The organism is Malonomonas rubra DSM 5091 (assembly GCF_900142125.1).
GTDB classification, from domain to species: Bacteria; Desulfobacterota; Desulfuromonadia; order Desulfuromonadales; family Geopsychrobacteraceae; genus Malonomonas; species Malonomonas rubra.
The window spans coordinates 530,227-543,962 of sequence record NZ_FQZT01000001.1 but is presented as its reverse complement, the minus strand read 5'-3'; the positions used below and the strand labels follow the sequence as shown (position 1 = coordinate 543,962).

The window sequence follows — 13,736 nt, the reverse complement described above, 5'->3', positions numbered from 1 at the left end:
AGGAGCGGCAGGAACTTTGTCCGCATTCAAATACGATCTTTTAAAACAGGACGAAGGCTCGCAGGCCCGGCGCGGCCGCATTACCACTGCGCGTGGTGTCATCGAGACGCCGGTGTTTATGCCGGTCGGGACTGCCGGAACGGTAAAGGGGTTGCTGCCGGAAGCGCTCAAGGAGATCGGCGCACAGATCATTCTCGGCAACACCTATCATCTCTATTTGCGTCCCGGTCACAAGCTGATCCAACAGCTCGGCGGACTGCATAAGTTCATGAACTGGGACCGGCCGATTCTGACTGATAGCGGTGGTTTTCAGGTTTTCAGTCTCGGCGAACTGCGTAAGATTACGGAAGAGGGCGCGTCTTTTCAGTCGCATATCGATGGTAGCAAACACATGCTGACGCCGGAGCTGTCGATCGAGATCCAGCAGGCGCTCGGGGCCGACATCATCATGGTGTTCGACGAATGCATCCCGCACCCGGCCGAACGCAAATACGTGGCCGACTCGACCAACCTGTCAGCGCGCTGGGCCAAACGCTGCCGCGAGGCGATGCCGGCAGGGTCAAGCGATTCGGCGCTGTTCGGGATCGTGCAGGGCGGAATGCACACAGACCTACGCAAACAGAGCGCGGAGCAGTTGCAGGAGATCGGCTTTGAGGGCTACGCTCTCGGCGGCTTGTCGGTCGGTGAAGAAACTTCACTGATGTACGAGATGATGGAATTTAGCCTGCCGCTGCTGCCAGCTGACAAGCCGCGCTACGTCATGGGCGTCGGCACACCGGAGAATTTGGTCGAAGGGGTGGCGCGCGGTTGTGATATGTTCGATTGCGTTATGCCGACGCGCAACGCCCGCAACGGCAACCTGTTCTCCAGTTTCGGCAAGATCAGCATCAAACAGGCGCAGTATCGTGATGACGAGACGCCGATCGATCCGGATTGCGATTGCTACGTTTGCCGCAATTATAGCCGGGCTTATCTGCGACATTTGTTCATGAGCAGAGAAATTCTTTCATCAGTACTTAACACGCACCACAATCTTTACTATTATCAGCAGCTCATGGCTGGAATCCGGACCGCTCTCGAAGAAGGGCGGTTTCATGAGTTCCGCGCAGAGTTTTATCGAAAAAGAAACCAATAAACGTTTTTTTAAACAATCACTGTCTTTTTTGGCACTGAACAAGCAAAGGGAGGAACCCGAATTATGGTATCTGAAGCTTACGCAATGGCAGGTGGAGCAGCTCAAGGTGGTCAGCAAGGTTACGAAGGCCTGATCATGCTGGTCGCGATGTTCGCGATTTTCTACTTCCTGTTGATCCGTCCGCAGCAGAAGCGGGCCAAGCAACACAAGGAGTTGATCGGTAATTTGAAGCAAGGTGACACCATCGTTACTGCTGGTGGTATTCACGGCAAGGTTGCTTCGGTTGAAGAGACCACCGTGACCATCGAAGTTGCCACCGGTGTAAAAATCAAGATGAACCGTTCGTCCGTCACCGAGGTCAAGCAGTAGCCTTTTGCCCGATCGGACGATACACAGAATGGTCTTTTGACCAAAGCCGACAATTGATGTCTAAAGGGAGAAACGACTCAGATGTCTAATAGTCTAAAACTCAGGGGTGGCCTGGTAGTCTTCTGCCTGCTCCTGTCACTCTTCGCCATGGCTCCGACCTTGATGCGGGATAGCCTTCCGCAGTGGTGGCTCGACACCTTTGACCCGATCCATCTCGGCCTCGATTTGCAGGGCGGGATGCATCTGGTGCTGGGAGTTGATGTCGACAAGGCGGTCGAGAGCCGGATCGATACCGTCATCGATCAGACCGAAACCCAGTTGCGCGAGAAGGACATCATCTTCAAGCGGATCGAGCGTCGTCAGGGCGACCGTATGGTCGTGTTGATTTACGATGAAGAGGAGGGTGTCAAGGTCGATAACCTGATGGCCGAGAGCTATCCTTCGCTGGAAGCGGAAACGATCACCGGTGTCGGTGGCTACATCGAAAAACACTACCGCCTGGGTGATAACGAGATCGCCAACGTCAAGGATTACGCCGTGCGCCAGGCGCTCGAAACCATGCGTAACCGGGTCGATCAGTTCGGTGTCAGTGAGCCGACCCTGCAGCGACAGAGTGGCAACCGCATCCTGATCCAGCTGCCGGGTGTTAAAGATCCGGACCGGGCGATCTCCCTGCTCGGCAAGACTGCACGTCTTGAGTTTAAAATTGTCGCGGAAGATGTCAACGTGCAGGATGCCATCGCCGGCAAGCTGACCGATGGCACGCAGCTGCTCTACGAGCGCAACACCAACCGTGCCACCGGTGCTGTCACTGAGACCCCGCTGGTGGTTTATGACAAGACGGTGTTGACCGGTGACCTGCTTTCGGACGCCAACGTTCGCATCGATACCCGTTTCAACGAGCCTTATGTTGCCATCGACTTCAACGCTGTTGGGGCCAAGCGCTTCGATCAGATTACCGCTGCCAACGTTGGCAATCGGATGGCGATCGTGTTGGACGACACGGTTTATTCTGCCCCGGTCATTCGTGAGCGGATCGCTGGTGGTAGCGCCCAGATCTCCGGTGCTTTCTCTTCGCAGGAAGCGACCGACCTGGCGATCGTGCTGCGTGCTGGCTCTCTGCCAGCACCGGTCAAGATCCTGGAAAACCGGACCGTCGGCCCGTCCCTCGGTCAGGATTCCATCGATAAAGGGATCAAGTCGATCCTGATCGGTGGCCTGCTGGTCATCGTTGCCATCGCGGTCTACTATCAACTCTCCGGTGTTGTTGCCATTACTGCGCTGGTGCTGAACCTGGTGTTCATTTCGGCGATGCTGTCGATGTTCGGCGCAACCCTGACCCTGCCCGGTCTGGCCGGTATCGTTCTCACCGTCGGTATGGCGGTTGATGCCAACGTGCTGATCTTCGAGCGTGTCCGTGAAGAGTTGCGGCTCGGCAAAGCCCCGAAGCTGGCACTGGAGGCAGGTTACGGAAAAGCATTTTTGACCATCATCGATGCCAACCTGACAACCTTACTGGCAGCCCTGGTTCTGTTCCAGTTTGGGACCGGTCCTGTGCGTGGTTTTGCCGTGACCCTGTCGATCGGTATCATCGCATCGCTGTTCACCGCGATCTTCGTGTCGCGCGTCATTTTCGACTTTTTCCTGCAAGGCCGCAACGTCAAGCGGCTGAGTATTTAAGGAGGCTTTTGCGGCATGCAGCTGATCAAGCCTGATACAAATATCGATTTTGTTGGCAAGCGTAAACTGGCGCTGATTGTCTCTGCGGTTCTGATCCTGATCGGACTCGCCTCTCTGACCATCAAAGGCGGTCCCGATTACGGTATCGACTTCGCTGGTGGTACCCTGGTGCAGGTGCAGTTTACCGAAGACACAGATCCGGCAGCGATAAAGAGTGCTCTCTCCGGGATCGATCTGGGCAGTCTGGTGGTGCAGTCGTTCGGTGATAACCAGAATGAGTTCCTGATCCGGGTTGAGAATACCTCGGCTGAATTACAAGGTTTGTCGGCGCAGATTCAGTCTGCGCTGGAGGCAACCTATAACGAGGGCAGTGTCGACATCCGCCGGGTGGAGATGGTTGGCCCGCAGGTCGGTAAAGATCTGCGCGGCAAGGGGTTGAAGGCAATCTTCTACGCCATGCTCGGTATTCTGGTTTATATCTCCTGGCGTTTCGAGTTCCGTTTTGCCGTCGGCGCTATTATCGCTCTTTGTCACGATGTGTTGATCACCCTCGGGGCATTCAGCGTTTTCGGCAAAGAGATCGACCTGCCGATCATCGCGGCGTTTCTGGCGATTATCGGTTACTCGCTGAACGATACCATCATCGTTTATGACCGTATCCGCGAGAATCTCGGCAAACACCACAAGGAGAGCTTCACCTTCATTGTTAACCGCAGCATCAACGAGACCCTGTCACGGACACTGCTGACATCCGGAACTACTCTGTTGGTTGTCCTGACACTGTTTATTCTCGGTGGGGGTGTTATTCACAACTTCGCTTTTGCTATGCTGGTAGGTGTGTTGATCGGTACTTATTCATCGATATTCGTCGCCAGTCCGGTACTGATCCTCTGGGAACAGCGCAAGAAAGCGGCGGCGACCGAGGAGTAAACCACAGCGAGTGGAGGTGTGTGGATGAAAAAAGAGACGATCCTACTGGTTGTTATCTCTTTGATTGTCGGCGGCCTGATTGCCGTGATTATCACCAACATGCAGGACCGTAAAGCCCAGAATGTTTCGACTGGTGCCCCGGCTTCGGCTCCGGCGGTCAATCACCAGCAGCAGATCACTATGCTGGAAGGGATTGTCGCCAAGGAACCGTCTAATCGAAATGCCTGGGTACAGTTGGGACACAGCTTCTTCGACGCTGATCAGCCGATGAAAGCTATCGAAGCTTACGCGAAAGCGTTGGAGCTGCAGGGTGATGATCCGAACGTGCTGACCGACCAGGGTGTCATGTATCGTCGCCTTGGCTGGTTCGACAAGGCGATCAAGAACTTCGAGGCCGCCAACAAGCTCAATCCGAATCATCAGCAGAGCCTGTATAACCTGGGGATCGTCTATCGCTATGACCTGCAGGACTTTCCAAGTGCTATCAAGGTCTGGGAGAAGTTCATCTCCATCAATCCCGCTGGCCCGGGAGCTGCCCAGGTGAGGGCGGAATTGGAGTTTCTCAAAAAGCATGAATCGCTGCCGATGCCCAGCCCGATTCCACAGCCCCAATAAGCAAGTTTACGGGCCGGAGATAACTCCGGCCCGTTTTTTGTTCTGTTCTCCATTATTCCCATCTGCTAGCATTCGGTCGGACGAACTTCCCGCAAGGATAAGATGAAACCGGTCAGTGAAAAAAAATGGCTTCTGCGAACTGATGCCCCGGGCAACGCTCAGGTTCTGCACCTGGCGCAGCAACTCGGTGTGCTGCCGCTGACGGCGCGGGCGCTTCTGCTGCGCGGCGTAGAGACGGCGGAGCAGGGAGAGATCTTTCTGCGCGCGCGCCTTGCCGCCTTGCCTGATCCTGATTTGTTGCCCGATATGGTGATTGCCTGCGGTCGTATTGAACAGGCGCTGCTGCGCGGTGAAAAAATTGCCGTTCACGGCGATTACGATGTCGACGGTATCACCGGTTGCAGTTTGCTGGTGGAGACCTTGCGTAAACTTGGCGGTCGGGTCGAATATCACATCCCACTCCGAATGAAAGACGGCTACGGTCTCTCCGCTGATGCTATTCGCAAGTCAGCCGAAAATGGCTGTGAGCTGATTATCTCCGTCGATTGTGGTGTATCCGCCCACGCCGAAGCTGACCTGGTGTCCGAGCTGGGGCTTGATCTGATCATCACTGATCACCACCAGCCGCCGGAAGAACTGCCGATTTGCCTCGCTCTGATTAATCCGCACCTGGCGAATAACAAGTTTCCCTGGAAAGAGCTGGCCGGGGTTGGCGTCGCTTTCTTTCTGCTGGTCGGACTGCGCCGCCGCTTGCGGGAGAACGGTTATTTCAATGATCGGCCCGAACCTGATCTGCGCAATGGACTCGATCTTGTCGCTCTCGGTACCATCGCTGATATTGTCCCGCTCGGTGGCGTCAACCGAATTCTGGTACGGGCCGGACTGCAACTGCTCGAGCAGGGAGTGCGGCCGGGGATCGCGGCGCTGAAAAAGGTTGCCGAGGTCAAGCAGGTCAGCTGCGGTGTGGTCGGCTTTCGACTCGCGCCAAGGTTGAATGCTGCCGGGCGATTAGAAGATGCCGCCCTCGGTGTCAAGTTACTGCTTGGTGATGAGCCTGACCTGCAGGGCTTGGCTGAATTGCTTGATTGCTTCAATAGTGAACGGCAACAGATCGAACAGCGGACTCTGGAGCAGGCGATCACCGCCCTGGGAAAGCTGCCGGAGCACATGCACAGTATTGTGCTGGCGGATGACCGCTGGCACTCCGGGGTGATTGGCATCGTCGCCAGTCGGCTGGTCGAACGTTATCACCGGCCGACGGCGCTGATCGCCATCGAGAACGGGCAGGGCAAAGGCTCCTGCCGTTCGATTAAGGGCTTCAATATTTATCAGGGGTTACAGAAAAGCGCAGAGCCGCTCAGTGGTTTTGGTGGTCACGCGATGGCTGCGGGTCTGTCGCTGGTCGAAGAGAACCTGGACGCGTTTCGCCAGCAGTTTGAGCAGGTAGCGCAAGCGGAGCTTTCTACCGAGGACCTGGTGCCGAGTTTAGCGCACGATGGTGAATGCTCCCTGGCGGAGCTGACGCAACAGCAGGTGGTCGAGCTGGATGGTTTGTCACCCTGTGGTGCGGGGAACCCGCAGCCTGCATTCGTTTGTCGCAGCTGCCGGGTGCTGTCGCCGCGCGTGCTCGGCGAGAAACACCTGAAGTTCGATGTAGAGCAGGAGGGCTGCCGTATCGGCTGTATTGCCTTCGGTATGGCAGAGAAGTACGATCAGCTTGCCGGTCAGGTCGATCTGTTGTTTCGGCCCAGTATCAATAGTTGGCGCGGACAAAATTCTGTCCAATTACAGGTGGTTGATTTCAGACCTGCCGGTTAAACTTTTAAAAAATCAATTGAAGGAGACATAACAATGAGCTTTATCAATCTTATCTTCGCAATCTTTTTACCGCCGGTTGGTGCATTTTTACAGGTCGGTTTGAGTAAACACTTCTTCATCAACATTCTGCTGACTCTGCTGGGCGGCCTGCCCGGAATGGTTCATGCGATCTGGTTGGTTGCTTCACAGAAAAAGGGTTAAGTTTTAGCTGATGTCATCCTTTGTGGAGCGATATTTTTCTTCTCCTGATGCTTCGGAGCGCTACGGTCGTCTGCAGTTTGATGAGCCGTTGGCAAAGCACAACAGCTGGAAAATCGGTGGCCCCGCCGATCTGCTGGTAGAACCGGAGACTGTTGAGCAAGTTGCGGCTGTCTTGGCTCTGGCAAACACTGAAGAAATTCCATTGGTGGTGATCGGGCAGGGAACCAACCTGTTGTTCGATGATGCCGGGGTGCGCGGCATTGTGCTGAAAATCGGGGCGGCGATGGGGACTATCGTTATCGATGGGCAGCGCATTGTCGCCGGGGCTGGTGCCTGGGTGCCGCAGCTCGCTCGATTGTCGATGCGGGCTGGTCTGACCGGACTTGAACACACTATCGGCATCCCCGGCACGGTTGGCGGGCTGGTGATGATGAACGGTGGCAGCCAGCGTAAAGGAATTGGCGAGAATGTTGTTCGGGTTACCGTCGTTGAGGCTGATGGCAGCATTCGCCAGTTGAGCCGGGAGGACTGTGCGTTTTCCTATCGCCACAGCGCTTTGCAGGGCAGCGGCTGCGTTGTTGTTGAAGCTGAACTTGAATGCCCTCAGGCCGATGTTGCTGAGGTGCGCCAGAATATGCTCGACGACCTGCGCACCCGTCGGCAGAAATTTCCCCGTAAAATGCCGAACTGTGGCTCGGTTTTTCTAAGTACCGCTGAAATGCATGCCAGCGTTGGTCCGCCAGGGAAGATCATCGAAGAAGCCGGACTTAAAGGAGTCCAGATCGGCAAAGCGCAAGTTTCTCCGCAGCACGCCAATTTTATCGTCAACCTGGGGGGAGCCTGTTCGGCCGATGTCCTGCGGTTGATCGCTGAGGTGAGGAAGACCGTTTATCAACGGATCGGGTTTGAATTGAAGTGCGAAGTACGCTACGTCAGCCCAAAAGGAAAGTTGATGCCGGCGCACCTGAAAGCTGAGCAGGAAAATCCCAGCGCAACAAACAACGCCCCGAATTAGTGATTCGAAGCGTTGTTTGTTGTTTAGATATGCAACAGGGCCTGCCGCCCGAAAGCTTTTTTCAGGTTTCGGACTCTGCTGACAGCAGTACTGACAACATCGACATGGTTCCACCGTCGAAGCCCTCAACCGGAAAACTCACCGCGTCTTCTGGCGCTTTCAGTGCGGCCAGATACAGCAGCGGGAGATAGTGGTCCGGGGTTGGGGCTGACAGCTGTGCCATTTCTCCCCGGCCAAGATAGTTCGCCAGTTCTTCAGTATTGTCGCTGAGCAACCTGCTTTTGTTCCATGCTTCAAAGTCAACGGCCCAGCTCTGAGGCTCTTTCTCCTGATTCCGCCAGTCGAAGTTCTGCAGGTTGTGAACGATATTTCCACTGCCGACAATCAATACCCCTTCTTTACGTAGAGACGTTAGTTTCTGGCCGATTCGAAAATGCTCCTCCGGGCTTTTCCGCAAGTCGAGGCTCAGCTGTATGACGGGAACCTGGGCGTGCGGGTAGAGGTGGCGGAGTACCGCCCAGGTTCCATGATCAAGACCCCACTGGTGGTCCGCTTCGAACTTGTCAGGCAGTAGCAGGTCCGCGACATGTTCGGCCAGTTCCGGGTTGCCAGTGGCAGGATATTCGACTTGAAACAGCTCGTCCGGGAAACCGTAAAAATCGTGTATTGTTCTCGGCGTCTTCATCGCTGTGACCCGCATTTCCGGAATATACCAGTGGGCGGAAATGGTCAGAATTGCTTTCGGCAGAGGGAGGTTTTGACCAATTTCCGCCCAGCCGCGGACATAGCGATTGTCACCGATGGTCAGCATCGGGTTGCCGTGGCCGATGAAAACAGCCGGCATTGATGCAGGTACGTGGTTCTTCATTGTGGGTTCCTTTGCGTTATCGACAGATCAGCTGGCTTGCTTGATAAATTGAACGTCAAGCTCAATCTGTACGTCTTCCCCGACCAGTACTCCGCCGGTTTCAAGTGCCGCATTCCAGGTCAGGCCAAAATCTTTGCGGTTGATTGTGGTGATCGCTTTGGCGGCTTTTCTCATGTTGCCCCAAGGGTCTTTTGCTTCTGCTGTTGGACCGGTTACTGCCAACGTCACCTCTTTGGTTACGCCATGGATGGTCAGATCACCAACCAGCTTGAATCCCTCTTTCGTGACATCGGTTACCCGTTTCGAAGTAAAGGTCAGGTTCGGATAGTTTGCGACATCAAAAAAATCCGCACTGCGGAGATGATCATCCCTCTTTTTGATGCCGGTATCGATGCTGGCCGCAGCGATCGTTACTTCAACTTTTGAATTTTCCATTTTGCTTTCATCGATGGAGACAGTTCCCTGTAAATCACGGAAGCTGCCGCGCACATCCGAAATCATCATGTGTTTGACTTTAAAGCCCACTGATGAGTGTGCGGGGTCGATCGACCAGCTGGTTGTTGCGGCAATGCTCGAGGTGCTGAACAGCAAACTTGCGATAATGGGAAGAGAAAGTGATTTCATGATTCTGCCCTTTCTACAAAGGTGAGTTTTATGGTCGATTCGGGAAGGAGTGAACGACTTCCCAAATCTTGCTTATGAGTCTACTTTACTGTTTCATCTAGTTTAGATAAACTTGCTGGAAAGAAACTCACTGTTCTTTTTTTAGGGATAATGGATGGATCGCTTTCGAGAAATGGAAACCTTTATGGCGGTTGTCGATGCCGGAAGTTTTGTCGCTGCTGCTGAAAAAATGCGGATTTCAAAATCAGTTGTCTCGCGAGTTATTCAGGAACTGGAAGCTCGTTTGGGGGGGCGTTTGCTCAACCGGACGACCCGACGGCTTTCTTTGACCGATGTTGGACAAGCCTATTACCAGCGCTGCAAACATATTCTTGAAGAAGTTGAAGTGGCGGAAAATGCTGTCGGCAAAGATCGCGAGACCGTTATCGGGATATTGAAGGTCAGTGCGCCGCTGACATTCGGAACCCTGCACTTGGCGCAGCATTGGGGAGCATTTCTCAAACGTCACCCGTTACTTGAGCTCGATATCAATTTGCTCGACAGGCGGGTTGACCTGGTAGGCGAAGGCTACGATCTGGCGATTCGTATTGTTCCGCAGCAGGAGGATTCATCCTTGGTATCGCGCAAGCTGGCCAGTTCCCGAATGGTGACCTGCGCGGCTCCAGAGTACCTGGAAAAGTATGGCACACCACAAACGTTGAATGAGCTGTCCAGGCATGAGCTGATTGGCTACAGCTATCTGCCGACGGGTGATGTCTGGAAGTTTTCGTCGAGCGGAACCAGTGAAGGGATAAGAATCAATCCCCGGTTACGGGTGAATAACGGCGATACCTGCCGGGCCATTGCTTTACAAGGGCTCGGAATTACTGTGCAGCCAAGCTTTATTGTCCAAGAGGACCTTATGCAGGGGCGATTGGTTGAAATTCTACCGGAATGGCAGGTCGAAGAGCGTGGTATTTACGCCGTTTACCCGACACGCCAACACCTTTCAGGCAAGGTTCGGGCGTTGGTCGATTACCTGGCGGATAAATTCAAAGATGCGACGTGGAATACCCTGATGTAGGGCTACTCAGATCCTAGGAACGCCAAAAAAATCACTATTAGCATTACTCGCAGAAGCTGTCGATATTTTTAACAAACAGAGCATTAACTGTTTGTTTTAGAGTAACTAATTGAAAATAGAGGCGTGGTTGATCTGGTTTGGTTTTTGCATCGTTCGAAAAGAAAGTAGCACTCCCGACTCGTTCCAGAAATGAAAAGTATTTTGCTGATAAGTAAGCTTTTCAAGTTTTTGAAGGAGGCCGCCGTGAAATTGTTGTTTTTGGGAATTCTTCTCGTTGTTGCAGTGCCATTTAGTCTCTCTGCTGCAACCTTCACCTTCACCGATGACGCTGATTGGGATCTGGGGCTTTATAGTAGCACCAATAGCGGTCCTCCTGGATCAGACGATCAGCTACAGCTTGATCCAAACATCGTGACTCCATTCAATCATATCTGGGTTGCGCTTTCCGGTCGGGATGGAATCGTCCGAATCAATACCGATCACGAAGAGGCTGACGGGGTTGTAACCTTGGCGGATAGTGCTGCTGGTAACGGAGCGGTCTATGGTGAGTACCTTTCGCGGCCAAATGGCATGCAAGGCAATCCCTCTAGAACAACCGTTGATCAGAATGGCGATGTCTGGGTCGGAAACAGGAATGAGGCAGGCTATGTCGCTGGGGTCGGATATCAGGGATCGGTCGTCAAAATTTCCGCCAACCCGGTAGATTCCACATCCTCATCGACTGGAGAATGGAACGGTTCAACCTTCGACCGGCTCGACTGGACAAATACCGGTGGGGTTGATAGCTATGGTGGAACGACCACGGCAACAGACAGTGCTATTTCTCAATATGTTAGAACCGATGGTACAAATGTGAGGACCATGGCGATTGACGCGGACAATAACCTTTGGGCCGGAGGCTATGGTAACAAAATTCACAACCTTATTGATGGAGATACAGGGGCCAAGTTAGATGTCAACGATGCTGTTGCAGGTGACCAGACCAGCATCAACTTGAGCCCTGGTGGTTATGGTGGACTGGTCGATGGCAATGGCGTTCTGTGGTCTTCAGGATGGAGCACTCCCTATATCGCTAGATATGATCCGGCGACCGGAATAAAAACTAATGTTTATGCCCAATACCCTTCTTACGGATTGGGTATAGATAGCGAGGGCAATATCTGGAACAGCCACTACAATTACAATTCTATTTCAAAGATTTCCAGCGATGGAACTCTGATCGGAACCTATAGTACTTTCGGTTCCTTGTCCAGAGGGGTTGCTGTAACTTCAGATGATGATGTCTGGGTCGCAAACAGTGGTAGTAATACCGTGACCAGATTGAATAACGACGGAACCTGGGCTGCCACGATAAGTGTAGGTGCCTATCCGACAGGTGTGTCGGTCGACAGTAATGGTAAGGTTTGGGTAACCAACTATAATGGCAACAGCGTGATGCGGATCGATCCGAATACCAACCAAGTTGATCTGACTATTGAACTTGGTGCCGGAGCGAATCCGTATAACTATAGCGATATGACCGGAACCGTTGTCACTGGCACAACCAACCCAACCGGTACTTGGCGTTATGTTCAAGATGGCGGGCAGTTCGGGTTGGAGTGGGATCAGATTTTTTGGACTGAGTTGATTCCTGATGGTTCAGGGTTAACAATTCAAGCACGTGCTGCTGATTCAATGGCGGATCTTGATACTATGGCTTACACCACTTACAGTTTGAGTGGTGACCTGATCGGGTTGTTAGGTCGTTATCTTGAAGTTAAGGCGATCTTTACCCGTGATGGAGCCGATGGTTTAAGTCCGATTCTGTATGATTTGTCTTTTACCTCAATAGATGGGAATCAGCCCGTTCCTGAGCCGAGCACGTATATTCTGTTCGGGATAGGTATGTTAGCTTTAGCTGGCACCAGATACCGGAGAAAGAAAAAATAAACGAACAGTTTTCTTTGAAAAAAGCAGGGGTGCTGCCCCTGCTTTTTTTGTCTATAATCTTTTTTTAGCTTAAGTAGCAAATCCCCGAAGCTTGAGGAGATTTTTATGCGTTATTTGATTGTTGCCGTTTTCTGGTTTCTGTTCATTTCAATCGCTCATGCCCTTCCTGTAGATCTTTACTTTACCCCCCAGCCGAGAATGGAAATTCCGAAAAATGTTGCAGGGGCAGGGTTGGAAACGCTCAAGAAGTACGAAATTGAAATGGCCTACCGGATAACAGAATCGAAAAAAAATCTTTTCCTGAATCACCAGCTCGGCTCTATTCTTTTTCATCAAGGACGGGTAGAAGAAGCGAAAAATGTTTGGAGGCGTTCTGCTGAACAGGAACCGAACCTGGCACCGTCAGAATTTATGGTCGATCTGGAAACGATTTACAGCTTATTTGCCCAAGGTAAAGGTTCTGAAGCACAAAAAAAGCTGTCAGCTTTTGAAGAGAAATATTCCCAAAATCCATTTTTTTATCTTGAGCAGGGTGAAAAGGCGATGCAAAGCGGGAACCTAGACGCTGCAAAAGACGCTTATGGAAAAGCCGTTAAATTAAGGCCTGAGTTGTTTGTAACGCATTTGAATTATGCAAGATATCTCGATTTTTCAGGGGATACGGTTTCAGCCGATACTTATTTCCAAAAGGCTGTCAGGTTAGCACCTAAGAATATCGTGCCGGTAAAAAACTATGCTGTTTTTCTGTATAAGCAGGATCGCATTTTGGATGCATTAGAGCACTACAGAAAAGTTTATGCACTTGATCCGCTAGAGCCGCTGCCTGAATTACAGCTGGCACAGCTGAGCTTGAAAATAAAAGATCAAATAGGCGCACGTTATTGGTATAAAGCTGCGCTTTCCTCTGCAAAAGAGAATATTAATGCTATTAAAGTTGCTCTCGGGGATGTGCAGTTGCGACTGGGGCTTTACGATGAAGCCCAGGAGAGTATCAGGGCGGTTTTGGAAAAGGAGAAGCAGCTGCCCCTTTTGATAGCGATGGGCACAATTGCTGAAAACCAGAATGATCTGCAACAGGCGGAAAATTACTATCGAGAGGCTGCCAGCTTCGAGCCGGATAGTATTATCGCCAATAATAACTTGGCGATGCTTTTGATACGGATGAACAAAAATCCCGAGGAGGCGCTGCAGCTAGCAGAAAAGGCATACCAGGCAAAACCGGACAATCCTATTATTCAAGGAACCTATGGCTGCGCCCTGTTTTATAATGGTGCTTTGAAAGAGGCCAAGAAGGTTCTTTCCACAGTGGTTAAAATGAGTCCCGCCGATGCCTGGGCGCGTTATAGTTTAGGAATGATTCTGGCTAAAGAAAAGAATCCAATGGCGAAGATGCACTTGGAAGCGGTACAAATTCTCGAAACAAAGTTTCCTTTTAAGGATGATGTGAAAAAAACTCTGCAAATGCTGTAGGAAAGCAAGTTGTTAAGAA

The 13,736-nt window shown here is 52.2% G+C and carries 13 protein-coding genes; 11 read left to right on the top strand and 2 right to left on the bottom strand.

Features of this window, described 5'->3' with window-relative positions; translation table 11 throughout:
* The first annotated feature begins 16 nt into the window (after positions 1-16).
* The 8 genes from tgt (at position 17) to murB (ending at position 7,763) form a co-directional block, all read left to right on the top strand.
* Positions 17-1,135, top strand: coding sequence for a tRNA guanosine(34) transglycosylase Tgt (tgt, locus tag BUB13_RS02450; RefSeq protein WP_072905173.1), 1,119 nt, complete (start codon positions 17-19; stop codon positions 1,133-1,135).
* A 63-nt stretch (positions 1,136-1,198) separates the two neighbouring features.
* Entirely contained in the window at positions 1,199-1,504 is a 306-nt protein-coding gene (gene yajC / locus BUB13_RS02445) for a preprotein translocase subunit YajC (RefSeq protein WP_072905171.1), read from the top strand.
* Between the two features lie 81 nt (positions 1,505-1,585).
* Positions 1,586-3,184 (top strand): protein translocase subunit SecD, encoded by a 1,599-nt coding sequence (gene secD / locus BUB13_RS02440; protein WP_072905169.1) that lies wholly within the window; start codon positions 1,586-1,588, stop codon positions 3,182-3,184.
* 15 nt (positions 3,185-3,199) lie between these two features.
* Positions 3,200-4,114: a protein translocase subunit SecF gene (gene secF / locus BUB13_RS02435; protein ID WP_072905167.1), complete on the top strand. Its 915-nt coding sequence runs from the start codon at positions 3,200-3,202 to the stop codon at positions 4,112-4,114.
* 24 nt (positions 4,115-4,138) lie between these two features.
* On the top strand, positions 4,139-4,729 hold the full coding sequence (locus BUB13_RS02430) for a tetratricopeptide repeat protein (RefSeq protein ID WP_072905165.1): 591 nt from the start codon (positions 4,139-4,141) through the stop codon (positions 4,727-4,729).
* A gap of 102 nt (positions 4,730-4,831) precedes the next feature.
* The gene (recJ, locus tag BUB13_RS02425) at positions 4,832-6,547 is read left to right on the top strand and encodes a single-stranded-DNA-specific exonuclease RecJ (protein ID WP_072905163.1); all 1,716 of its coding nucleotides are present in this window, start codon (positions 4,832-4,834) and stop codon (positions 6,545-6,547) included.
* A gap of 33 nt (positions 6,548-6,580) precedes the next feature.
* A complete protein-coding gene (locus BUB13_RS02420; protein WP_072905161.1) occupies positions 6,581-6,748 on the top strand; it encodes a YqaE/Pmp3 family membrane protein in 168 nt (55 codons plus the stop codon).
* Between the two features lie 10 nt (positions 6,749-6,758).
* The gene (gene murB / locus BUB13_RS02415) at positions 6,759-7,763 is read left to right on the top strand and encodes a UDP-N-acetylmuramate dehydrogenase (RefSeq protein WP_072905159.1); all 1,005 of its coding nucleotides are present in this window, start codon (positions 6,759-6,761) and stop codon (positions 7,761-7,763) included.
* Between the two features lie 61 nt (positions 7,764-7,824).
* Here the strand turns inward: murB and ygiD are convergent, their stop codons facing one another.
* Together ygiD and BUB13_RS02405 are read right to left on the bottom strand one after the other, a co-directional pair.
* Positions 7,825-8,631, bottom strand: coding sequence for a 4,5-DOPA-extradiol-dioxygenase (ygiD, locus tag BUB13_RS02410; protein WP_208610107.1), 807 nt, complete (start codon positions 8,629-8,631; stop codon positions 7,825-7,827).
* Positions 8,632-8,658: 27 nt separating this feature from the next.
* A complete protein-coding gene (locus BUB13_RS02405; protein WP_072905157.1) occupies positions 8,659-9,255 on the bottom strand; it encodes a YceI family protein in 597 nt (198 codons plus the stop codon).
* A gap of 154 nt (positions 9,256-9,409) precedes the next feature.
* Between BUB13_RS02405 and BUB13_RS02400 the strand changes: the two genes are divergently transcribed.
* The 3 genes from BUB13_RS02400 (at position 9,410) to BUB13_RS02390 (ending at position 13,717) form a co-directional block, all read left to right on the top strand.
* Positions 9,410-10,318 (top strand): LysR family transcriptional regulator, encoded by a 909-nt coding sequence (locus tag BUB13_RS02400; RefSeq protein WP_072905155.1) that lies wholly within the window; start codon positions 9,410-9,412, stop codon positions 10,316-10,318.
* Positions 10,319-10,561: 243 nt separating this feature from the next.
* Positions 10,562-12,247 (top strand): PEP-CTERM sorting domain-containing protein, encoded by a 1,686-nt coding sequence (locus tag BUB13_RS02395; RefSeq protein ID WP_161947608.1) that lies wholly within the window; start codon positions 10,562-10,564, stop codon positions 12,245-12,247.
* Between the two features lie 105 nt (positions 12,248-12,352).
* Positions 12,353-13,717 (top strand): tetratricopeptide repeat protein, encoded by a 1,365-nt coding sequence (locus BUB13_RS02390; RefSeq protein ID WP_072905151.1) that lies wholly within the window; start codon positions 12,353-12,355, stop codon positions 13,715-13,717.
* The last annotated feature ends 19 nt before the right edge of the window (positions 13,718-13,736 follow it).